The organism is Mesorhizobium sp. ArgA1 (genome assembly GCF_053714375.1).
The window spans coordinates 23,458-47,145 of record NZ_JBSKBQ010000016.1 but is presented as its reverse complement, the minus strand read 5'-3'; the positions used below and the strand labels follow the sequence as shown (position 1 = coordinate 47,145).

Sequence of the window (23,688 nt, the reverse complement as noted above, 5' to 3'; positions counted from 1 at the left end):
TGTACAATAGTCAATCAGCTGTTCTTCCCGAAAAGTCGATAATATCAATCCTTTACCGGTGATTCGATCCTCAAATATTGATCTCCATAGCCGGCTAAACCTTGTCTCTTCTATCGGTATTGACGAATCGATTATGAACATGTCAAACGCCGGGACAAGCGCCAGGCCGAACGTGTATTCCAATCTCACGTAACTTGGCCACTCTGCGATTCTTTTTTCCATGAATTCGGGCGTTGTCATTATCTCCGAGAGAAAATTCAGGCACTTACCAGAGTCAACGCCATACAGGGAGCAGATGAACTTTGTCATCTGCACCCCCGTCAGCTTTCCGCGCACGAACCCCGCACGGCCGATCGGCCAGGAGATAAACGCGCTGCGATGTACGAAGCCTCGTCGTGGCGTTCTCAGGCCTGCCAGAATATTGATCAGCGCCGGGTGGTACTCGGGATTAGCTGAAAGTAGCGCATACCGCCCAAGCGGGAGCACGAGGTTGGCGTTTTCCAACAGTACGTGGCTATCCCCAAAGATATGTGGCGCATCCAGTACGTTTTCGAGCATTATCATAATGTTAGGTGGGCTGGAGGTTAGGTCGCGCAAGCCGGTCTGCGACCAGCGCCGAGATGACGAAAACGGTGATCGAAACCAGAAAGTAATTCAGGCTGGCGTCCTGGGATTTGTAGGCCACGAAGTAGGCCGATCGCAGAAGTTGAAATCCATGAGCCAGGGGGCACCAAAGGAAATAGCGCCTGTATTCGTATGGCAGCTGCTCGGAGACGAAAAAAACGCTAGAAAACACCTGAAGGAACCGCTCGATGGCCGAAGAAAACCGCATGAAATAGTGCCACCTTGACGCTATGCTCGCGAATATTAATCCCATTGACACCGCAATGATGGCAATTCCCGCAATGCACGACAAGACACCAAGGATATCATCAGGGAGCGAAATCACCCCCAGGAAGCGACCCAATCCAATCATCGTAGACAAAACGAATAGATACACGAGGAGATAAACTCCGCCCGTCATGGCCGACAGCAATACCGGCGAGATCGGTTCAAGGTTAAGCCATCCACGAGCGCCGACATAGGCTTCACTGCTTCTGAATACAATCTGGCGTAGCATTACCCACACGACGACACCGGTAAGGGTAAATGTAACAGTATCCATGCCCAGGACGAACCTCATCCCGTTGAGAATATACATGGATGACCACAGAACCATTATGACCAATGGGCCGACGAAAAGCCAAATCAGCGCGATGCGGCTGTCCGCTTGAATCAGCAGTAGCCGAAGCAAGAAGAGCGGGCCGATGGTCTGGAAGCGGGGCACGGTGCCACGGTGCGTCGGTCTCTGGACCGCATGGAGATAATCCAGAAGCGGCCGAAGACGCGCGAGGTCGGCGGCTTCGTCAGGTAACACCGGTATGACATGGGCTCTATCCTCGCGAGTGGCCCGGCGACGCTCTTCGCGCGCGCGCGTGACCCGCATTTGGCGAAGGCGAAGACGGTATCCTGCTTCAAGCTTGGAATCGAATTCGGCAAGGCCGCCAGGCAGGTAGCCGGCGGCGAACACGTCGACCTCCTTGCGCATGTCAGCTTCGAGCATTCTGACAGCGCCTTTGACACGCCGCGTCCAATAGTCCGCAGCGATTTCGGAAAGGTTCCGCTCCTTGATGGCGGCGTCGGTTCCATCGTGGACTCGCTGGTAGAGTTCGCGGCGGTCGGCATTAGGAAAGGCGGGTAGGCCATCGAGTATAATCTGCACGATCGCGCGGATATCCCGATTTGGTTCGCCGACCAGGGCGCGGATTTGGCTAAAGGCGGCCGAAAGGGCGTTTGCCTGCGGGTCGGTCGGCATGAGGCCGGCCTGACGCTTTTTCCGCCATCCCTCGATCCGTTCCTGGTTGGTCATTCGAACCCCGGGCCGGGGCATGCTGAGCGAGCCTGTGCGCGGCGGGCTCCGATGAGGAAAACCGGGCGGTGCGACCCGACAACGAGCTGCGGCTTAGCGTCAGCCTGGCAGCCCAAGATTGCACGGTCCCGGGTTATGGTTCCCGATACCACGCGTCGATAGGAGTTGCCGGAGGTCATGGAAGGACCACCTGTTCGGAACAGGCCCAATCGAACAGCTCGGCCCCGTCCAGGGGATCGACATCGAAAGGAGCACTCGACCTTATGCCGCTACGCGCGCCGTGGCGGCTTCCTACACCTCCCTCCCCGGTTGTTCGCGCCGCGATTAAGAGGACCTTCCGGAATCCCTGTGATGGTGCAGTGAGATCTACATCGAGCTCACAATCTTGGTCCCTCGCCAAGCGGACTCCCTCTACTGTGGGAGACCAAGGGGTCCCGTCATGAAAGTCGATTCCCAAGCCCGGTCCGAGGTCCGAAATGTTCACGCGACTATTGTCTTCTTCCAGGCGGATAGGACGATTATAGCGAAGGCGGATCGTCCGTTGGCCCATCCAATAGGCTTCCTCTACACGCAACGGCTCTCGCTGATGGCCCCATAGGTCGTCGAGCAGAAATCGGCCGAACAATTGACCGATACGCCGATAGCCGGAGGCTTTGAAATGCATTGACGCGCGCTCCGGCCGCGCTTCCGGCGGCGCAAAATACACAGGACCTACGCAGTGAACATATTGGTTGTCGAACCTGGCGTTGAGCTGGGCGATGGCTAGCTCCGGAGTTTTGAAGCGGGCGGAGCCACGGTTGGTTTGCGTCAGATAGAGACGAACCGGGTCGGATTGCCCGGTTAGCGCGCGAATATCTGCGTCGTATTGGACTTGCAGCAAAGACAGCCCACGGCGGTACGCAGAGCCTGAACTGTTGCGACCGGCTTCGTATTCCCCGTGCAGCAAACAGATGGCTGCAACCTCAAGCCGGCGCTTCTGGGCAGCAGCGATCTCCCTCGCGCGGTGGACAAGGCGCAGCACTTCGCGGTGCTGGGCTGAGCCGCGCATGAGGCCATCTTCGTCCGTCTGGCCGGCACCGGATAGGCCTGAACCTCCTTTGGAGACCGAGAAGAACAGCATCGTCGGCGAACCTTGGAATCGGGCCGAAGTATTTCGGATCAGTTGATCGGCTAGCCCCGCGCAAGGTGTCTCCTTCGCACCGCCGCCGCCGCGCTCGCGCAGATCGACGAAACTAGCCACGTCTCGTCCACGTGGTCGCAGCCCCAAGTCGAACATCAAAGCCTTGCCTGGATATTCTGGAACATCGGAGACGGTCGCGTCTCCGGGGTCGCCATTGAAGCCATTTGCCCAAGCACCGCCCAGCACGACTACCGCAAAAATGCTCGACGCATGTTCGGGAAGGTGGGTTCCTGTCTTAGCGTCGAATTGATATATCCGAGGCGTTGGGAGGACCGCCGGTGCAACGATCCCTTTCCCTACGGTCTCCTTCGGTGCGCCTGCCTTTGGCGCCACGCTGCCCGGCTTGGATGCTGGTTTCGCAGGCTTGTCGGATATCTTTGCCGTGCCCACCGCCGGCGCGTCGGCGCTCGGCGTTTCGAGGCGATATCTCCCAGTCGTCGGCACCTTCCTCTTGGGCGACCGATCAACGATCCCAGCGCAGAAGTCGAACAGTATTTCACCGAGTGGCAAATAGTACGGCGCGTTCCAGTGGCGTCGATCGTCCATCAACACCTTTTCAACCCCCTCCTGCGCCACAAACGGAGCAAAGTCGAAAGCCGGGATGTCCAGCCGACGCGCGACTTCGATGCAATCTCCTTTGAAGCCTGCTGGCCATTGCACAGAACGGCCGTCCGGCATGAACATGAAATTGTAAAGAACTATTCCCATCGGCATGTCGAGCCGATCGCGCAGATCAGCCACGGATTTAGTCATCTCGTCGACATCGAGTGTCCGCGACAACGTATGCCTGACAACGTCTGGAACGTGCTCCCGAACATTGCCACTTTTGAGTACGGTATTGTAAAGCTCTTCTGAGAGAACTTTTCGAGCGTCTTCGTTCGATTCCAGGAGAGCCTTTCTCCAGCTGCTCACCAATTTTTTTTCGGTGGAAAGTGCTGACAATTCTTCTTTGATAAACTCATCAACCTTGTTTACGTTGAGCAACGCTCTTTCGAATATCAGTTCCGTAGGCGTTGACATCCCAACCAGCGCGAGATCACCGCTGTAGACGAGTTCCGCCTTTTCTGGGCTCGGCGGATCGACAAATTCGCCATAAACGAGGTTCTTCAGCCATTCCGGGAAATTCAGCTTCCCAGTTATGAAATCGATAAGCTGATGATTTGTATTTGCAGATAACGAGAACGGAGTGCCGCGGAGCCCCATTTCGGTGAAGATGCTCGCCTGCTGTTCTTTTCTTAAAACGGCGTTGATCGGGTTATGAAGAAAGCAGCCGCCGAACGGCAACGTCCGGATCATTGAAGCTGTGCTGCCATGAATTTCTCTCGACCCGTCGGCGGCGGCATCTCGCAGCGCATCGGTCAGTATTGCTTTGTTGCGCGTCAACATCCTTTAGCCTCCAAAACTAAGGCCGATCTGATAGCCCTGAGCAACATGGGACCGAAGAGACGCCCCGCATTGCCGAAGCAAGCCGCGACTGAGGAATGTTCGCCTTCCGAAAAAGTCCAGGGGTCGCTCGGCCGTCCGGTGGGCCATGGCACTTAGGCGCATGTCATTTCTCGCCGATGCCATCTGGTCTCGACCTCTCACCGGCGCGACCGCAGCCATAGGACGAGCGCAGTCGCGGCACTCCTGCCAAAGAAATATCCCTATCCAACTTTGAGGTATCGCTCTCATCCAACCGTGGGCCTTTCATTCGAGGTAGCTCTGAACCGTCAGTTCGAGCATTCGGCGAACGGAGAAGTGCGCATTTGCCCATTCCTTTAGAGACTCGGCTAATTCCGCTCTTTGGTTCGTATCGCGACGCCAAGCGAGCACGGCGTCTGCCACGGCGACTGGATCAACATCGATTGAGGGTAGAACGGTACCCGTAACGTCTGGCTCGAGCGCCTCTGCAGATCCGCCCGCGGGCGTTGTGACCACCGGTACCCCGCACATCTGCGCCTCGATCAACACGTTGGGCAAGCCCTCGTATTTGGAGAGCAGCAGCAACACGTCCATCTGGGAGTACCAGAACCCGACATCGGGTTTTGTGCCGGTAAAGATGATGCGATCACCGATCCCAAGGCCGCGCGCGCGCTCGATCGCACTTTCCAGGAGCGGGCCTTTGCCAAGGACGATGAAGTAAGCCTCCGGGCATCGCGCCAGTATCGCGGCGGCACAATCAACCCACAGCAAAGGCCGCTTCACCTCGGCCATTCGCATTACGGCGCCCACCACGAAACGTTTGCCGGATGGTGGCAGGAGCGCAGCTTGCGCCGAACTCTCGGGGGTGGGCGTGGTGTCAGGCGGCGCGACACCATTCGGTATCACGCGGACCTTATCGTGGCCCACACCCAGCCAGTCGGCATAGCGGCCGACGACCAGGCGCGAGTTTGACACCATTGTCACGCCCGGTCGCCTTAGCAAATGAGAAAAGATCGGATGGTATTCTGGCTTGGCTCGATCGTGGCGATCGGTGGGCGGCATGGTACGCACACCAAGGACAATGCGAGGGATCCCGGCCAGGACCGCCGCGGCGCCCGTAGCCAGGATGGAACCGTCCTGCCAGATGTGGACCACCTCTGGCGACAAATAGCGCAACGCGTCGGCGAGGTGAACGATGCCTTCCCGCATTCGGCCGGGCAAATGGGGAAGGACGGGAGCGACGAATCTCGATAGCGATCGCCGCGGCCGTCCGCCGAAGGGTTGAAACGTTGAGTATTCGTGCACCTGCAAGTGGGCGTCGCGCAGACGGGGAAGGTAGAAATCATCACCTGCTCGAGAGGTGAGCGAACGCAAGATGAGGGTCAAAGGTCCCTGGAATTCGATCCCGTCGATCGGCGCCCCAGCCGTAGCGGCATCGTGGAGGCCAAGTGCTGTTACCGCGAACTGGCGCTCAGCTCCGCCCGCCGCAAGCGAGCCACCAATCATTACGACAGGACCCAGTGAGCTAAGCGACCGGGTATCGGGGACCAATGTGGAGATTGGCAGGTCTTCGCCCAGAACCTTGTGGATCGTCCGAACCAGCATGGCCGAGCGGTGATCATCTGGCGTGCCTGTCACGCCGACCATCCGTTGAGCGTGATTGACCTCGTGCAGCACTGCATTGTGCTCCGGCGTATTGCCATAGCGGGAGTTTAGTACCTCTGCCGCGTTTTCGGCTTCGGAGAACAAACCCTGCCTGAGCAGGAGTTGAGCAACCTTGATGAGCAGGGAAGCGTTTGAACCGGGATCCTCTATGAGATCTCGCAGCAAATCCTCGCCGGCGTCCTCCTTTCCCGCCTCGATCAGCGCCCGAGCAAGCACGAACCGTCGTATCGGTTTCTCCGGGACTTCGGGGAATTTCCTTTCGATGTAGGCTTCGGCTGCTTCAAGCCCCTTGGCTCTGTATATGTCACGTACAACGCGAACGGGCGCCGTGTCAGATTCAGGAAAGCGACGGTCAATTCCACGCCAGATCAGGGCCGCGCGGGGATCTTGCACCCGCGCCAGAGCTGTGGCCACCAGGCGCTGAAGACGCTCGTCGTATGGCTGTTTCCTTATCAGCGGAAACAGTTCACCCAGCATCGGCGTCAGGTCTGCCGTCTTGCGCATGGCTTCCACGCGTGCCTTTAGCTGCGCGTGTTCACTAGACGTCATCCGTATGCCGGTAGCAGCCGTTACTCTCTCGAGTTCGTCGTCAACTATGTCCCGGACCGCGCCCTCTGGAGCGGCTGCAATAGGTACGGTCGTCATTGCCTGTCCATCACAGAGACTCGACTGCGGCTACGAGCGCTTTTCCGCTCGGATGGGCCGCATCCCAGGCACGCGCTTGCGACTCCTGTAGGTTGCGACGCTCCACGTCGGCAGCCAACGCTCTCAAAGACTCGATGGCTGATTGCGTATCCTCTGCCCAGACGACGGCCGAACCGAACAAGTCTTGGTGACTCTCGCCGCCAACGACAATCACGCATTTGCCGTGTCGCAGGGCCGCCACAATCTGGTAGGGCGACTTGACCGCCTCCTCCTCGGGCGCGAATGGGACAACAATGGCGTCAATCTCCTGGTAGGCGAGGCCAGCTCTCCGACCCGGAGGAGATTTCAACACAACACTGACACGCTGGCCCAAGCCGGCAAGCTCAAGTTGGTCCCGCACGGCTTGGATGCGCGTCCCGACCGAGTGAATGACAAGTCTGGTATCGACCCCGGACGCGACCAGACCTTTCACGATGGTGATAAGGCTCTCGAGGTCGATATCGACGCTATTGTCTCCCACATATCCGAAGACAAACTCAGCACCTTCGGGCGACGTCGATGAAGATTCGGACGAAATGCGGCCAGGGATGCCATCCATATCCAAGAAGACTTTCGGGCCGCGCGCCGCGAGGCCTAACCGGGTAGCAATCGCGGGCGTGCGCGCCACGGCAGCTTGCGCGTAGTGAAGCAATGAGTCTTCGGTCCGCGACATAATCCGTCCACGCTCGGTGCGGCACTGGCCCTCCTCCGGGCTGGCGCTCCAGCAGTCCAGTAACAGGGGCACTCCCAGTCTCTGAGATGCCACTACAGCTGGGTAACTATGCATCAACTCCAGGGGCGCGATTAGAACAGTCGTCTTCAAGCGCCGCATGCATGACATCAAGGCGAGCGAGGCCTGTTGGACGTATTCGTTGGTGATGCCTGGCCGTGCCTTTACAGGCGGAAGAAGATGGTAGTCGATGCCATCCACATTGCGTGAAGATGGTCGTTTGGCCTGATCCACGTTGCCGTTGCCGATATCCGGGTAACCGGGAGCGGTAACGACGTCGACAAGAATATCCGACTGTACAAGGCTCTCTGCAACGGCGTGGGTCCTCATCGAGAGTGAGGACCAGTGATATGGGAAGGCTTGAGGTGCAAGAATGAGCACTCGCTGGTTCGCTGCCCCCACCGCCGGCGCCCATTTCCGCTTAGAAACGAAGACGAGGCCAGTCGATGCCAGATCGGCCATCGCCAGCATTTCCTGACCGCGAGCCTCCTCGGCTGCGTTGAACCTCGCACCCCGTCCGATCGCGGATCGGAGGAGTTGGGCGGCTTCCGTAACTGATCCGGATTCAGCCATCAGAAATGCGAGACGCTTGACACGATTCTCGTGCGGATCCGCCTCCAGCGCCGCTTCCGCTAAACGTACGGCCTCGCTTGGATCAATCCTTCGTGCAAAGGACGCGAGTTCGGAAAGCGCCCGTGCGGCTACGGAATCCCGCAAATGCTGATTAGCGATCCAGCGTTTGGCTTCTTGTACGCCGCGTTTCCCAGCAATTTCCAACGCTCTTTCAGTTGCTGCGTTGTATTCGGTCACCGAACCGTCAGGAACCAGCAATCCTTCAGCGTTTTCCTGCTGCCGCCGGTTCTCCCGCGACCACCGCGAGATGGCGCTCGGCAGCCCGCCTATCGAACGCCAATTTCGCCACGTCTCGATGAGCAAAGTGCCCAAGCGAAAGGCCGGCGACGCCTTTACTGCCTCGGTCGAGGCTGTAGACTGTTCCAGCGCTTGGCGCAGGTCAATGGTGGCGAAGTCGGCCGTCTCCCGCGCTTCGCGATAGGTCGTGATGTCTCGCTCCAGCCTTTCGATCCGTGATCTCAGCACGCGGTTGTTATGGAACAGTTCGGTTTCAGCAAGGCGTTCCTCGAGCTCCGCCACGCGGTATACGAGCGCGACCTCAGGCTCTTCTGCAGCCACCCTACCCGTGGCTAGCTTCATGATAGTGGCCGTCACTGCATAACTCCTGGTCCCGGCCTGACGAACAGAGCCGCTCGATCTAGTCGGAAGGCACGCAGCCTCCCGGTGAAGATTTTGGTTCGTGCGAATGGCAGAAGGACGTGTGATCCGTCGCTGTGCGGAACGTCATCCAGCCGGAAAGCCCCTCATGTTCATTTTGGTCAACAAGCCAGCTTGGCGTTCGCCCGGTCCAGCAGCTTTTGCACAGCTACGTATTCTGGGCCGGGCTTGATAAATGGCTGGCACAAAGTCACCAATTCCTGACAGCGATCGTGGCGCAACAGATCCCTGGCTACTATCTTCAGCGCAATCGGGTGATCGGGTGCGATATCCAGGACTTGTCGAGCCAATGGAACGGCCAAGGCCGGGTTACCGGCCTTCTCCGCCTCCCACGCGCTAGAGACCGCCTTCTTCAAGACAGCCGGTTTTAGCGCACTGATCGAGGAATTTTGGCCGTCGATGCGCTGCAGGGTGCGGAAACTACCCATGGCTGCATCAAGGTCCGATGCCCTGAGGGCGTGCTTGCAAGTGTTATACACCCGCTTGCGAAGTATTTGGACCTGGTCCTTCGGCACGTTCGCCAGCCCGTGGTCAGCCAGCCATTCTAGCGCGCGCTGCTCTCGACCCGCGCGCTGCGCAGTTTTGATGAGGCGCCCCTGAAGGACTGCGTCATCCGGAGTGATCTCAAGAAGGGTGATCAATCCCTCCAAAAGCTCCGAGTAATCTCCCAACTGCCTCGCCACTTGTACGACTTTCTTGGCGGCGCCGAGATTTGTCGAATCCAGGACCAGCACATCTTTCCATGCGCCCAAATACCTCCGAGGTTCCGCATCGCGATCCAAAACACGGGCGCGAGCCAATGCCTCACGAAGCCGGACCTTGAGGATATTGTCTTGACTTTCGCGGGCCTTAGCGTCCCGGCTTTCGGACAGCGTTTTGACCAGTGCCTCGAGAGCCTCGTTCTGATCCGATTGAACAAGCCCGCGGATCGCACGGTCTTCAAGGTCGTGGCGCAATGCCAGATAGCGAAGCCGATCGTGGGCTTTTTCGTGCGTCGGTGCGATCACAAGAACCTTGAGCCAGGCGTCGATTGCATCCTTGTGGTCGAGGCGCTCGTGTGCCCAGGCAAGCTTCGCGGCCGCGAGCACATCTGACGGAGAAAGCCAAAGCACTTCGCGCCAAGCGTCGGCATAGGCCACAACATCCTTGTTTCGGTCCTGGCCTTTGGCTGTCTTAATCGCCTGTAGCACAAGCTGCCGCACACGGCGGGCCAGGACTTCGTTCCGCGGAGCTATCCGCAGGCCCGCTACCCAAAGCACCTTGGCAAGGCCGTGATTGCCATCCTTGTCGGCTACCTGCCCCGCCTTGAGAAGCGAAATACCTTCCTTCCAGGCCAAGTCCGCGACGGCGGCGTCGAACCAGTCTTCATGAATTTCCAGTTTGGCGTAGATCTGCGCAGCTTGAAGCGTCTGGCCTGCACGGTTGAGTTTGCGCCCGGCGTTGAAAGCGTCGCGAGGGCTATGACGGACGATGGCTGCCCCGGCCTCGGCAACGTCTTTCCACTCCCCCGTGTAGGCCGCGGCGCGCGCCAAGTAGAGCAGGCCAAATATGTTTCCTGGCTCCCATCCTAGAAGTCTTCGGCTCAAAGTCGCCGTGCTGGAATAGTCCTTATCCTTCCACGCCTGCTTTATTCGGCGGACGGCTTCACCGACCTCCTTCATATCGACAGGATGAACTGGCTCGGCCGTCGGCGTTGCAGCCTTCGCGGGCTGCTTGCGTCGTTTCGGCTTCGCCGAAGAGTCTATGGAAGAGGATGTTGTGCTTACTGCACCCGATGCAGCTGCACTCTCGATCAATTCTCGGGAATCTACGATCTTCACGCCCGCCTCTCCGATGTCCGCACTGGCTAGAGAACCTTTCCTTCGGGTTCTCCCAGCACTTATGGTTTGTCGAATACCTGTCTAATTCTTGCGGCTTGACGGCAAAGTATTACGCCAGTAATCGAGCCGTTCAGCTTTCCATCAATTCAAGTGGCGCGCTATTTTCGTAGCGACCCTGTCCTTGGTCCGGCAGCGCTCCGGAGATGCGGCTAGCCCGCTTGTCGCTCCGGTGGCGCGCGACCAGGGTGAGAGCCGCGGCGTGATCCGGAACCAGTTCTAGCGCCTCCTCGGCCTGAGCAACGGCAACAGCCCTGTCGCCCTCAATTTCCGCTTTCCGGGCGCTTCCGGCCAACGCGTTGGCCAAAGCGAACCGCAGGCCATCCGCGCCGGCATAGTCAACCAGCCTCAGCGTTTGATAACAGGCTAAGGTGAAGTCAAACTCCGAGTCCCGCAAAGCGACTTTGCCCGCGTGGAGGATGCGTTTGCAAAGAGCGTTCAGTCTTGCTTTAGGCAACTCGCCAGTAAGCCTGTTGCGCGCGAGACAGTCTAGCGCGCGCTGTTCATCACCGGCGCGCAGGGCAGCAGCGGCCAAGCGATCCGCCCCGGCAGCATCTGGCGTGATCTCCAGGTAAGCAGCCCACCCATCCACTAGCGCTGCGTAATCACGAAGATGACCGGCTCCTCCGATCACCTTTCGGGCGGCACGGAGATTATTGGGCTCGAGAGTCAGAACATCTTTCCAGGCAGCCAAGTAGGCTTTGGGGTTTGCCTCGCGCTTCAACTTTGCAGCCCGCTGGGTGGCTAACCGGACCTCTTTGTCGAGTGCCTTCTTAGCTCTCGCGTCCCGGCCACCGGCCAACACTTGAATGATTGGATCAGACGTTTTGCTGCGTCCGAGGGCGAGCAGGCCGGCAATGGCGTGGTCTTCGAGTTGTCCCTTACCGGCGAGGCTGCCCAGCCGCGTCGTTGCCGCCTCATTATCGGGTGCCAACGCGAGCACCTTTAGCCACGCGTCGACCGCGGTGGTCTCGCCTGACCGCTCGCTCGCCCGCGCGAACCTTACTACCGCTGCCAGGTTACTGGGATTAACCCACGCCAGGTCGCGGCAAACGTCTAAATACTCATCGGGATTCTTATCAGGATCCAGGTTCGCTAGGCTCATCTTCAGACCCCGCGTAAGCCGTCTCACCTTACCCGCCAGAATCTGGCTCCGCGGCGCAATTTGAGCACCAGCGACCCAAATGACTTTGGCTGCCCAGCTGTCTTCCTTCATTGAGGCGGCTTCGCCTGCCGCGATCAACAGATCGGCATCCTTGCGGGCCAGATTGGCTGATTCTGCGTCGAACCAGTCTTCCTGAACGTTTAACCGGGCAAAAATCGTCGCCGCCTCAAGCGCACGTCCGGCGCGGTTTAGTTTGCCGGCGGCCACGAAAGCGTCTTTTGGGCTGCTCCGAACCAGCGCCTCGCCGGCTTCAGCCACGTCATTCCAGTCGCCAGTAAGCGTGGCTGCCCGAGCGAGATGGACCAGACCTTCAGTAGCATCGGGGTCGGATTTCAGAAGTTCTCGGCTTAAGCCCGCCGCACCCGCGTAGTCCTCTGCCTCCCAGGCGGCCCGGATGTCCTGTAAGGCAATTGCGATCCTCGTGGCCTTTACCTTCAAGGCGAGCTTAGGCGTATTGGGGGTCCCGGGCATAACTGGTTCCTTGTTTAACTCTGTCACGAAATCATCCTATCGAAATGCGGCACCCATCGCCCTGCCCCGACAGCACGCGCACGGTGTGCTCGATCATCGAGCGAGCCGAGTAGCGGGCCGAGATGTGGCGACGGGCGTAGCGGTGAACGGCATCCCCCAGGCGGGCGTGGGTTACAATCTGATCCACCTTGGCAACTATGTCCTCGATATCGATCGCAATCGAGGTCGATAGGCCTGTGACACCGTCGACAAAGGTGTCAGTTGCGTTTGCTACAGGCGTGCAGACTACAGGTATCCCGGCTAACTGCGCCTCGATCAGGACGTTTGGGGTGCCTTCGTACCGAGAGAGCAGCACGAATACGTCCATCTTCTTGAGCCAGTAGGTACCGGCCTTGGTCTGCCGGATTAGCAGCAGCCGGCGCGTGAGCCCAAGGGTGCGTACGAGATCACGGACCGTTTCAAAAAAGATCCCCGAGCCTATCAGCACAAATCGCGCCTTGGGATGCGAGTTTAGGTAGCACCGGGCGAACTGGACCCACTCCAACGGCCGTTTATTGGGATGCATGCGGAAGATGCCTCCGATCGTGATGGTAGCGTCCAGCGTCCGCGCGTCGAATTCCGACCAGGTTTTCAACTCGCCGGCAGTGGGGTGGGCAGAGTGGAGGTCGGACCCATTAGAAATTACGTGGAAAGTATCACGTGAACAGCCGATCCAGTCCGAATAGGCTGATGCCGCTTTGCTGCTATTGCAGACGAAGGTGACACCCGGCATTGCCGCAAGCGCGGTGTAGAGCTTTTCGAATTCCGGGAGATGTTCTTTCCAGCGGAGAACCGGCGGCATCCCCCGGAAATTGAGCACCAGGCGGGGCACTCCTGCAAGCAATGCCGCCACGGCGAAATGCAGAATGGCGTTGTCCTGCCATATATAAGCCACCTGAATCTTCTGCTGCTGAAACCAGGAGACGAGACGTAGGCCTTTCCGAATGTTTGGGTAGAGCAGCGGCAAAAGGGCCCTGGTCGTCTCATCGTTTATGAGGCTATCCTCAGGGCAGGAAGGAGGCAAATCCTCCAAAGCCCAAACAGGAATGTTCTTGCGCGCTAGAATTGGGCCGAAAAAATTGAGCGGGCGCCTGGTGTTCGGCGTCAGCGAATTGACAACCACATGGAATGGACGCGAGAGCTTCACGCCCGCTATTTTCTGGTGGCTACCTGCCGCCCCAGCAAGCATCTCGGCCGTCCGCGCCATCTGGAGCTCAGCTCCTCCGGCCCCGAGGTGGCCGGTTATCAGCGCCACTCCCGTTAGGCGTTTAGTGGGCGGCGGGGGGAGCCGGCGCGCTAACTGGGCATCAAGAATGCAGCCGAGCGCGGCCAGTGAAGTGCTTTCGCCATGCGCAGGGCGACGATGGGCTTCCAGAACTTGGAGTGCGCGCACCAAATCGCCACGAAGACGTGCCAATTCCGGAGAGTGAAGGGTAGCCCCCTCCCGATCGAGATACGCTACGGCCTCGTACGCCCGCCCAGCCTCGACCATCTCAAAAATGGAGGGAGCGAGTTCGGCTTGCAGATTTTCGGCAACGGCAAGTAGGTTTGCTTCCTCACCCTGCGTTATGCGGCGAATACCCTTGACACCGGCGGCTGCCGTCGAGAGCGGCACTTCGGACATTTCCATCGTATTAGCCCGATTTCCTGTTCTCATTCATCCCAGTGCGCTCACCCGCCGATCAGCAACCGCCGTCGCAAGCGTGAGCCAGTAGAAAGTGCCTCCGTTGCGCTGACTATGAGTCTTCGCAGGCGGCAGGCTATCCACGATCCATTCATCCCCGCCTCTTTATTCCGGCTTATTAAGTATTAATCTACAACTATTAAGCGAAATCATAGACTTATACGCCCGTAGATACGAATATTGTCACGTACCGTCATTCACACATCGCTCACCGGCGCCAGCATCCAACAGCATAGAAAGAATGCTGCTGCCGCTTTACCTCACCGACCGAGTTTCGGCTCCTAGCGCCTAAAGATAACCCTGCCACAACCTGACAATTCGCCGGCCGTGATGAGACAAATGAAATTCTAGGTTCGATTTCATTCCACGTTTCTTCGAGTTTTTATTATCTTGTTCTAATATTTCTGCATCATCAGCAAATTCATTCCCGCCGATATCCTTTTCTGTCGAGCGGCAATGCTTAGTTTTTCGTTTGCGTCGGGGTTATGCCAACGCGAATTTGCCAAGTCAAGCTTGTTTCTAACAACAGAATGTGAGAGTTGTGCGCCGCCTAAATTGTCAACGGTGGGTTATTGTATCGCTGAGAGACCGCTGAGAAAGAAGACAGTATTACAATTGCGTTTCGCAATGGATGTACTCGCCTTTTTTCGCTTTTGTTCGGGCTGCCAAAAGGGGTTATTGGTGGTGGTTGAATCGATTGAAACGACACTGAGAATATGGGCTTCGACACTGCACGACGTGAAGTCACGGATCAGGAGGCTTTTCCCTCAGGAGCGTGTGGCGATTTCAGCTGGTCTATTCCTTGAAGGCCTGCTCCGGGACGAGGACCGCAAGACCGGCTGGATGCGCGCGGAAGCTGCGGGCGACCCCGGGCCATGGCGCCAACAGGCCATTCTCGGAAGGGCGAAGTGGGACGCAGACGTCCTGCGCGACATCGTCCGCAAATATGCACTCGAAACACTGGCTGACGACGAAGCGGTCCTCGCGATAGGCGAGACGGGTTTCATCAAACAAGGCAAGACATCCTGTGGGGTCGCGCGGCAGTTCAATGGCTCAACGGGCAAGATGGCCAACTGCCAGATCGGCGTGTTCGCGGCCTATGTATCCAGGCACGGACATGCGTTCATCGATCGTGCCCTTTACCTGCCCAAGATCTGGACGGATGACTCCGCCCGCTTGGCGCGGGCCTACGTCCCTGCGGGCACCCCATTTGCTACAAAGTCCCATCTTGCGCTGGAAATGATCGGCCGCGCCCTGGCGGCAGACGTTCCCTTCAACTGGGTGGTCGCTGACCGCGTCTTAAGCGGCGCCGACATCGAAATGACCCTCCGCCGCTGGTGCAAGGGCTACGTCCTTGGGGTTAGCGCCAACCATCACTTCGCTTGCCAAAACGCCCTCTTCCCAACAGGGGGCACGGCAGAGGAAATCGCACGGAACGTCGATCCTTCCCTGTGGCGCAGCTTGCCCTCGGGAGAAGCCGTTGAGGAGACCGGAGAATGGGCCTATTGCCCCTTCACTGAACTGGATGTCGGAGAATACCAAAAAACGCGGTCCGGGCTGTGGATTCCAGCGCTCTTGATACGCCGAGACGCAAACCACGTCCTCCGTTATTTTTCCACCTGGGCCCCGGCCGGAACCGTGATCAATACACTGGTCGCGGTGCAGCAATGTTGCGGGATTGCCGAGGGAGGCCTTCGCACTGCAAAGGCCGAACTTGGCCTCGACCATAATGAAACCCGCTCTTGGCATGGGTGGTACCGCCACGTTTCGTTAGTCATGCTGGCAATCGCGATGATCGCAACCGTCCGTCACAAGTCGAGCCACGAGCCTGCGGGAGCGGTCGGAAGGTTCATGGTGCCAAGCCCCCTACTGGGCCGATTGCCGAGAACTTCCGGGAAGCCGAAATCGGCCTCGCTTGAGGTCCGAACCAGCTTGTCACGGCAGGATCAGCCCTGTGAATGTCACCACAAGCCCCTCCCAGCCAGTCGGTCGGCCAAAAAGTAATAGTAACGTTAAGGGTGCAACCATGGTTTTAGCGCTTGAAAAGGAGATCGCAAGCCGTCTTCCGGGTGGGGACCGAAAGCCCGACATTAGTCTGGAGGGGGACAAAAAAATGGTCGTGCGACAAAATGCCGTAAGCGGTCTCAGCCGGTCAGATTGGGAGATTCGAACCTCGTCAGGTGCAGGCCAGACGTTCTCGGAAGGTCGGTTTTCAGTTTGGGATGTGAATTCCAGGAGGAGACCGTCTAGGCCCCCAGATTCCGGTGAAACAGCCCAGAAGGTCAGAGAACCTACGGAGATAAGTCAGATTGCGCAGGCTGACCGTGGGGCCTGGAGATGATGCGAAAGCAATGCCAAGCCTGCCAAGCGCAAGTATCTGACAGGCATCCCTCCGACGCGGAAGCGACGACCTACGGCAATTTCTGGCAAGCACCAACGTGACGGTGCAGTTAACGCCCTCGAGGGAGATGGAGCTGCCAGTCTTCCGGATACGAGGGCCAGCGAAAGGCGAAGAGCATGTCTATGGATGATGACAAAACTGAACAGGCAACGGTTGACGTGGTGGCTTTGACGTCCGCCATCGTGGCGGCGTTTGTCAGGGGCAACGCGACCCCCGCTGCCTCCCTTCCTGACTTGATCGCAAGTGTCAGTTCTGCGCTGACGGGAATTCTACAACCGCCTGCGTTCCGAGAACCTGAGCTTGTCCCGGCCGTTGATCGAAAGCGCTCCGTGTTTCCCGACTATATCATCTGCTTAGAGGACGGGGAGAAGCTCAAGTCTCTTAAACGGCACCTCAGGGCCCATTTCGGCATGACGCCCGAGGAATATAGAGCAAAGTGGGGACTCGACCCGGATTATCCTATGGTGGCCCCCAACTATGCCGCCCAACGATCCCTGCTTGCGAAATCCACTGGCTTCGGCCGCAACCCACCCGCCCAGACCACAAAGTGAAATCGCCGAGCTCGCTCGCGAATTTTGACCTTTGACGCAGGACATATTTCGGAGGGATGGCGACTGCCCTCCAGCCTCTGCCAGTCGTTCTAAAGCCACTTGATGGCCCCCCCAGGGGGCCTTTGATTGCGGCGCCCCAATTACCGCCAAGCCCAGAAGACGCGTCATTGGCGGTCCCACTGGGCGGCCACTGGCGCGGGGTGGTTTCCTTTCGGACACTGCAACCCTTTGGTTCAGTGCACAAATCACACACAGCCCTGTCAGAAATTTCTCCTTTGCCTGTCAGAACATCTGGAGCGGGGTAACATAGGTTTCAAGACCAACAATCAGCTAAGGACCCCCCGACAATGCAACTCGCCTTCAACCACCTGTTCAACCGTTTAACCTCCAACAAGGGCTATACGATCGACCAGACCATTCTGATCGTCGCCATCATCGCCATTCTTATCACCCTCGTGATCATCACCGTGGGTTGGCAGCTTATCAACCGCTCCAGCGGTACCAAGGCCGGTGCCCAGCTCAAGCAGGTGGAAGACGCCAACGGCCAGTTCTATTCCGGCCAGCACGTGTGGCCGCAATCCGCCCTCACCACTGCGGGTACCCCCACCTCCAACCTGGCCGTTCTGGTTAACCAGTCCATTCCCGCTGCCAGCTGGGCCTCCAACATCGACCAGTCCGACCTGCGCAACATTCTGCCCGGCTTCCGCATCACCGGCACCGGCACCTCTGCCGTGGTTTACCATGGCTTCGGTAGCGGTACCTCCACCACCGGCACTATCACCGAACAGGTCAACACCATGGCTACCGCCGGTCCCGACCAGCGTCTGGTCGTCCAGTTTGCCGATATGCCGTTGGCCGACGCCAAGGAAGCCGACAAAGCCATTGATGGGAGCGTTGATGCCACCAAGGGCCGTGTGATTTACGGCACCACCGCCTGCTTGAACGCCACCAGCGGCGGCGCAACCACCGTTCCCTCCGCCCAGCCTACGGCCAACTCCGTAATCCTCTGCTACGCCGCCAACACCATCAACTAACGTTGGTCCTCCGGAATGCCGCCCCCAGGGGGCGGCATTTGCGTGCGCTGATTGGCCGCTTGCGCTTACACGAGAACAAAGCGAATACGGGCAGTTATGCTACGGCAGCATGAGGCTCCCATTTCGCCAGGCGTCCGCCCCCGTCACCAGTGTGCACAATCACGAAGTGGCGACGCCGCAACGGCGGGTGCCCCATTCGGTATCACTGACGACGCCAAGCGGCTGAGGTTGCGGTAGAGTGACTTATGCGCCTCCTTTTCCGCCTTTTGCTGTTGGCCGCCACGCTGGCGGCGGCGCCAGCGTGGGCGCAAGATTGGGGCGCAGTCGTCAACGTCTCCACCACCATGGGCATTACCGGCAACCGCCTTTGCTATGGAGAAGCCTCGCGGGGCGACATTGGGTGTCCATCCAACGCGCCGGTTGTCAGCGGCTCGACGATTACGGGCACGTTCGTGGGGGATGGATCCGGCCTCACCGGCCTTACGGTTACAACCGATCGCATCGTAAGCGGCACAAGCTCGGCGGTTATCGACCCGACTGGTGCCCTGACCGTGGCCGGGAGGCTTGAAATCGTGACCGGCACCAATGTGGTCGCGATCGGGAACAACGCCGGGTTAACCAATTCTGGCACCAATGTCGTTGCTGTTGGAACCAACGCCGGCATGACCAATACCGGCAGCGCCGTTACGTTGGTCGGGAAGTCGGCCGGTTACGGCAATGCTGGCTCCAACGTCGTGGGAGTTGGCGATTTCGCCGCCCAGTATAATAGCGGCACTGCGCTCACAGCGGTTGGCCATGCCGCCGCACAGACCAATACCGGCAACAACGTCACCGCCGTCGGGGGCTGGGCCGGCACCTCCAACACCGCAGACAACCTGACGGCACTGGGGGGCTCGGCTGGTATGATCAATACCGGCAGCGCTGCCACTTTCGTGGGGAAGTCGGCTGGGTACGGCAATGCTGGCCCCAACGTTGTGGGAGTTGGCGATTTCGCCGCGCAGTATAATAGCGGCACCGCACTCACAGCGGTTGGCCATGCCGCCGCACAGACCAATACCGGCAACAACGTCACCGCCGTCGGGGGCTGGGCTGGCACGTCCAACACCTACAGCAACGTCACGCTCCTGGGCTATGCCGTTTATACTGCCGACAAGTCCAACCAGGTGGTTCTGGGAAACGCCAACGTTGTCGAAGTGAGTACAGCTGGCGTTTACGTCGGCAAAGGCGTCAGCACCACCGGCGGCATCTCCGGCACCAGCGGCTACTTCAGCAGCAATGTCGGCATCGGCACGGCAACCCCCAGCACCTCTCTCAACATCATGGGTTCATCCCCCATAATCCGCCTGAGTGACATAACCGGCCTCTATTCAAGCGTTAACGGCTCCAGCGGCAACCTCTACTACAGCAGCTACAACAGTGCCCGTAACCATTACTTCATGGCTGGCGGTACCGAGCTGATGCGCATCCTCGGCACCGGGCAAGTCGGTATCGGCACCGCAACCCCAACCACCGCTCTGGAGGTCTCCGGTACCGTCTCCGCCACCAACTTCGTCGGCAACGGGTCCGGCCTCACCGGCGTCAGCACGGTCACCGACCGCCTTGTCTCCGGCACCTCTGTCGCCACCCTCAGCCCCAACGGCAACCTCTCCGTTCGCGGCCTGCTCGATATCGTCACCGGCACCAACGTGGTGGTCGTGGGCAGTAATGCAGGCCTCAGCAGCTCCGGCACCGGCGTCACGGCTTTGGGCGCCTCGGCGGCACGCCTCAATAATGGTGGCAATGTGACGGCACTCGGCTATGGCGCGGGCTACCAGAATACCGGTGGCACCGCCTCGCTGATGGGCACCTACGCCGGCTATAGCAATGCAGGCGCCAACACCGCGGCTGCGGGTGCCTACGCCGCCCAGAACAACAGCGGCACCAATGTCACCGCAATGGGTACCTATGCCGCCCAGAACAATACAGGCAACAGCATAACGGCGGCGGGGTACTTGGCAGGCCAGACCAACACCGGCCTCTATCTCTCCGCCTTGGGCTATGCCGCAGGGCAGATTAACACAGGGGATTATTCCACCTTGGTCGGTGGCTTTGCCGGGCAGAACAACACCCAGACCCACCTTACGGGCGTCGGCTATTTCGCCGGGAAGGACAATACGTCCGCCTACGTAACGGCGGTGGGTGAAGAAGCCGGGCAACTGAACTCCGGCTACGCCCTGGTCGCAATGGGCGTAGCCACCGGGAAGTATAATACAGGCTCCAACTCCACCGTCATCGGATCCTACGCGGGCCAATATAATACCGGCCTCAATACCGCCGCCTTGGGTTATCTCGCGGCGCGGAACAACCTGGCCTCTAACGTTACGGCCCTTGGTGCCTATGCTGTCCAGAACGCTTCCGTCTCAAACACCTACAGCAACGTCACCGGCGTTGGCTTCAACGCCCAGCCTAACAAATCCAATCAAGTCGTCCTAGGTGATGGCAACGTGGTGGAGGTCTCCACCGCCGGGGTCTACGTCGGTAAGGGCGTAAGCGCCACCAACGTCTCTGCCTCCTACATCGACGCCACCCGCAACGGCACAGTCAGCGCCACCACCGGCTACTTTGCCAATATCTCGGCCACGCACTTCTATGGTGATGGCTCGGGCCTTACCGGCGTCATCGCAGCGGGCTCCGACCGGATCGCCTCCGGCACCGCCCAGGTTATCGCCAACGGCACCACCAACAGCATTTCCATTACTGAATCCGGCGTGACCACCGGCTACTTCTACAATGGCATCTGGGTCGCAGGCGGCGTCTCCACGACTGGTACAGTTAGCGGCAGCAGAGCTTATTTCTCCACCAATGTCGGCGTCGGCACCACCAACCCCGCCACGTCACTCGAAGTCTCGGGCACCGTCTCCGCCACAATTCTGCAACTGGCCGACGGCCCTCCGGCCACTTGCGGTCCAGGCGCCTACGGCACCATGAAGATGGTCAATGGTCGACCCTACTACTGCCGTCCGTAGAAATGGAGCAAGCGTCCTTTTCGTCATTTCCTGAATAACAGACCTTGCCCACCGCTCCGTTGCTAAGTAAATGAGTGGATGAAGCAATCCACCCTTACTGATCGACGGGCATTTTCATGAACAATGTTGACGACGCCAGAAAACAATGTCGGAGGCGCGTTCTCAAAGGAGCGTCGATTCTGACAGGTATTTCGAATTCTGAAGTCAAGTGCACTGTTAGAAACATGAATTCTCAAGGCGCTGAGCTGAAGGTGTCAATTGAAGCACGCGTTCCTAGTGAATTCCTTCTCTACATCCCGACTGATGGCGTGGGTTATAAAGCAGTGGTCCAGTGGCGCCGATCGGACAGGCTTGGGGTTATGTTCGCGGGTACAGAGCCAAAGCCACATTGGCACTACGGTTAAGGTCGTGTCTGCTTGATCTCCGTTCGCTCGAGGGGTGCAATACGATCTTTTGGCAACCGCAACCTCGCGATCTAGCCCAGGCAGAGGGGGCTTTGGGATCTCACCAGCCATCACCCACTCTTCTCAGCAGCCCGGCCTGCTCGGCCTCACGGCGCAGATTCTGCCTGGGCCGCGGGCCGATCTGCTGGATCACCAGCCCGGCGGCCAGCGAGCCGAGGTCGCCGCAATCCTTCAGGCTGCGTCCGGTCGTGTAGCCGTGGAGGAAGCCTGCGGCATAGAGGTCGCCGGCTCCGGTCGTGTCGACCAGCTCCTTGATCTTCGTCGCCTCGAGGGTGACGGTCTCGTCGCCGCGCACGATGACCGAGCCTTTTTCGGAACGGGTGACGGCGGCTATTCTGCAATCCTTGCGGATGGCGGCGAGCGCCTCTTCGAAGGAAGCGGTCTGGTAAAGCGACTTGATCTCGTGGCTGTTGGCAAAGACGATGTCGACGGTGCCCGTACGCATCAGCTCGAGGAACTCGTCGCGATAGCGGTCGACGCAGAACGAATCCGACAGCGTCATCGACACTTCGCGTCCGGCCTCGTGCGCAAGCTTCGCGGTCTGACGGATCGCTTCCTTGGCGCGCGGCGGATCCCACAGATAGCCCTCGAAATAGGTGACCTTGGCGCCGGATGCCTTGTCGGCCTCGACGTCCTCAGGGCCGAGTTCGACGCAGGCGCCGAGATAAGTGTTCATCGAACGCTCGCCGTCCGGCGTGACGAAGATCATCGAGCGCGCCGTCGGCGGCTCGCCCTTGAGAGGTTTGGTGTCGAAGGCAACGCCCTGCGCATGTATGTCGTGGGCGTAGATCTCGCCGAGCGGGTCGTTCGAGACCTTGCCGAAGAAGGCGGCGCGGCCACCGAAGCTTGCCACGCCCGCCGCCGTGTTGCCGGCGCTGCCGCCGGAGGCCTCGATCGCCGGGCCCATGCGGCTGTAGAGCAGCTCGGCGCGCCTGGTGTCGATCAGGTTCATCGCACCCTTGATGATGCCGTTGGTCTCGAGGAAGGCGTCGTCGCACTGGGCGATGATGTCGACAATGGCATTGCCGATGCAAAGCACATCATATTCCGGCATCAGTGTCTCCGCCAATGACCCGCCCGGCCTTCTGCCATGTCGCCCGGGCGCAGGTCTAGTGTTTTGTGGTACGTTTCCTAACTAAAAATTCACCGATGTTCGGACGATGCTGTTCGTGGCAAATGCATTATGTTGGGATTTTGATATCTGGCCGGTTCTGGGACGCGGCTCTGTTCAATTTCAAAAGTCTGAGGAACCGGTGGCGCGACGACGGTAGGTATCATGCCTCAGTTGCAAAAAACCATGTTTTACAAAGCACTTCCAACCAAGTGCAGGTTAACCGAATCCGATTTATCCACGTCGTGTCGAGGCACGCTGATTAAGCGATCCTCGCGGCACGGATTTATCTGATTTGGAGGAGATGGAGAATGAAACTTGTTCGATGACGGCCAAAACGGAGACCAGGCGTGTTTATTCTGGATAATCGTAACAGTCCTGGCGATAGGTCTCGCCATTTGGTGCACTGTGTAGGGATTCCAAGGAATTTTGGATCATACAAACAGAGTTACGCGAAGCCAAACTATTTTTATAGAAAAATTCGCAATTGTAATAATTGTTTATTTTTTGTTGTTCCGCAAAGATGTGTCAGTAGACTCATCCATATCCTTGCTGTAGAGAGATTGGCTGGAAATCGGCCTTCAATTCGTCGGGTCCGACCGCTCACCGAAGCGCCCGCCAAATGAAGAGTCGATGGCAAACCGGGTTATTGGGGCAAACTAATGTATTTCCCGCGGTTTCTGGTGGGTGCGACTGCCGTATTAACGATTTTTCTGACATCGATATATATTATGACCGGCTCGATCCGATATTCGTTGATTTGGGCTGCCGTTGCCGCCTTGGTGCTGCAGGCAGGGTACTTTCTGAATGTCGTTTATCTCGTTATCTGGGGCGACGCGATCCAGCGCGACAAAATGTCCATCGTCAATGAAGAGCGTCCGAATGTATTCAGCGGCTTTGGATCGTTTTTCTTCTGATCTTAGTATATATGGCATAGATAGTCTCGGATTAGCGTTATAGATGGTATATAGTTGTGTCGATGATGTCGCATTTTTGCGCGTCTGTTAGATAAAATTTTTCAACT

Annotated in this window: 12 protein-coding genes and 1 pseudogene; 5 read left to right on the top strand and 8 right to left on the bottom strand. The window is 58.5% G+C overall.

The window, feature by feature from the left end:
- Positions 1 to 568 precede the first annotated feature (568 nt).
- The 7 genes from ACWGTI_RS25990 to ACWGTI_RS25960 all read right to left on the bottom strand — a co-directional run bounded on the left by ACWGTI_RS25990 (position 569) and on the right by ACWGTI_RS25960 (position 14,044).
- On the bottom strand, positions 569 to 1,909 hold the full coding sequence (locus tag ACWGTI_RS25990) for an ABC transporter permease (RefSeq protein ID WP_454589768.1): 1,341 nt from the start codon (positions 1,907 to 1,909) through the stop codon (positions 569 to 571).
- Positions 1,910 to 2,084: 175 nt separating this feature from the next.
- Positions 2,085 to 4,475, bottom strand: a complete 2,391-nt coding sequence (locus ACWGTI_RS25985; RefSeq protein WP_454589767.1) for a hypothetical protein — start codon at positions 4,473 to 4,475, stop codon at positions 2,085 to 2,087.
- A 303-nt stretch (positions 4,476 to 4,778) separates the two neighbouring features.
- On the bottom strand, positions 4,779 to 6,662 hold the full coding sequence (locus ACWGTI_RS25980) for a glycosyltransferase (protein WP_454589766.1): 1,884 nt from the start codon (positions 6,660 to 6,662) through the stop codon (positions 4,779 to 4,781).
- Positions 6,663 to 6,813: 151 nt separating this feature from the next.
- Positions 6,814 to 8,799, bottom strand: coding sequence for a glycosyltransferase (locus ACWGTI_RS25975; RefSeq protein ID WP_454589765.1), 1,986 nt, complete (start codon positions 8,797 to 8,799; stop codon positions 6,814 to 6,816).
- Positions 8,800 to 8,963: 164 nt separating this feature from the next.
- Positions 8,964 to 10,682: a tetratricopeptide repeat protein gene (locus ACWGTI_RS25970; protein WP_454589764.1), complete on the bottom strand. Its 1,719-nt coding sequence runs from the start codon at positions 10,680 to 10,682 to the stop codon at positions 8,964 to 8,966.
- 130 nt (positions 10,683 to 10,812) lie between these two features.
- Positions 10,813 to 12,375, bottom strand: coding sequence for a tetratricopeptide repeat protein (locus ACWGTI_RS25965; RefSeq protein WP_454589763.1), 1,563 nt, complete (start codon positions 12,373 to 12,375; stop codon positions 10,813 to 10,815).
- 31 nt (positions 12,376 to 12,406) lie between these two features.
- Complete coding sequence (locus ACWGTI_RS25960; RefSeq protein WP_454589836.1) at positions 12,407 to 14,044, bottom strand: glycosyltransferase; 1,638 nt, start codon at positions 14,042 to 14,044, stop codon at positions 12,407 to 12,409.
- A gap of 735 nt (positions 14,045 to 14,779) precedes the next feature.
- Here ACWGTI_RS25960 and ACWGTI_RS25955 point away from each other — a divergent pair.
- From ACWGTI_RS25955 to ACWGTI_RS25940, 4 genes and pseudogenes are all read left to right on the top strand, one after another.
- A pseudogene (locus ACWGTI_RS25955) lies at positions 14,780 to 15,919 on the top strand (IS701 family transposase); the annotation flags it as partial.
- 696 nt (positions 15,920 to 16,615) lie between these two features.
- Positions 16,616 to 17,050, top strand: a complete 435-nt coding sequence (locus ACWGTI_RS25950; RefSeq protein ID WP_454589762.1) for a MucR family transcriptional regulator — start codon at positions 16,616 to 16,618, stop codon at positions 17,048 to 17,050.
- Positions 17,051 to 17,397: 347 nt separating this feature from the next.
- On the top strand, positions 17,398 to 18,084 hold the full coding sequence (locus ACWGTI_RS25945; protein WP_454589761.1) for a hypothetical protein: 687 nt from the start codon (positions 17,398 to 17,400) through the stop codon (positions 18,082 to 18,084).
- Positions 18,085 to 18,329: 245 nt separating this feature from the next.
- Positions 18,330 to 21,089, top strand: coding sequence for a beta strand repeat-containing protein (locus ACWGTI_RS25940; RefSeq protein WP_454589760.1), 2,760 nt, complete (start codon positions 18,330 to 18,332; stop codon positions 21,087 to 21,089).
- 504 nt (positions 21,090 to 21,593) lie between these two features.
- On the opposite strand, the gene ACWGTI_RS25935 is transcribed toward ACWGTI_RS25940, so the two are convergent.
- A complete protein-coding gene (locus tag ACWGTI_RS25935; RefSeq protein WP_454589759.1) occupies positions 21,594 to 22,607 on the bottom strand; it encodes an adenosine kinase in 1,014 nt (337 codons plus the stop codon).
- A gap of 788 nt (positions 22,608 to 23,395) precedes the next feature.
- Between ACWGTI_RS25935 and ACWGTI_RS25930 the strand changes: the two genes are divergently transcribed.
- Positions 23,396 to 23,581 carry a hypothetical protein gene (locus ACWGTI_RS25930; RefSeq protein ID WP_454589758.1) on the top strand — a complete coding sequence of 62 codons (186 nt, stop codon included), beginning with the start codon at positions 23,396 to 23,398 and terminating at the stop codon, positions 23,579 to 23,581.
- Positions 23,582 to 23,688 lie beyond the last annotated feature (107 nt).

Excerpts from the sequence above, each read along its gene's own strand:
- ACWGTI_RS25950 (WP_454589762.1), top strand. The coding sequence starts at position 16,616 with ATGTCTATGGATGATGACAAAACTGAACAGGCAACGGTTGACGTGGTG.
- ACWGTI_RS25945 (WP_454589761.1), top strand. The coding sequence starts at position 17,398 with ATGCAACTCGCCTTCAACCACCTGTTCAACCGTTTAACCTCCAACAAG.
- ACWGTI_RS25985 (WP_454589767.1), bottom strand. The coding sequence starts at position 4,475 with ATGTTGACGCGCAACAAAGCAATACTGACCGATGCGCTGCGAGATGCC.
- ACWGTI_RS25960 (WP_454589836.1), bottom strand. The coding sequence starts at position 14,044 with ATGGAAATGTCCGAAGTGCCGCTCTCGACGGCAGCCGCCGGTGTCAAG.
- ACWGTI_RS25935 (WP_454589759.1), bottom strand. The coding sequence starts at position 22,607 with ATGCCGGAATATGATGTGCTTTGCATCGGCAATGCCATTGTCGACATC.
- ACWGTI_RS25980 (WP_454589766.1), bottom strand. The coding sequence starts at position 6,662 with ATGCGCAAGACGGCAGACCTGACGCCGATGCTGGGTGAACTGTTTCCG.
- ACWGTI_RS25990 (WP_454589768.1), bottom strand. The coding sequence starts at position 1,909 with ATGACCAACCAGGAACGGATCGAGGGATGGCGGAAAAAGCGTCAGGCC.
- ACWGTI_RS25965 (WP_454589763.1), bottom strand. The coding sequence starts at position 12,375 with ATGCCCGGGACCCCCAATACGCCTAAGCTCGCCTTGAAGGTAAAGGCC.
- ACWGTI_RS25940 (WP_454589760.1), top strand. The coding sequence starts at position 18,330 with ATGCGCCTCCTTTTCCGCCTTTTGCTGTTGGCCGCCACGCTGGCGGCG.
- ACWGTI_RS25930 (WP_454589758.1), top strand. The coding sequence starts at position 23,396 with ATGACCGGCTCGATCCGATATTCGTTGATTTGGGCTGCCGTTGCCGCC.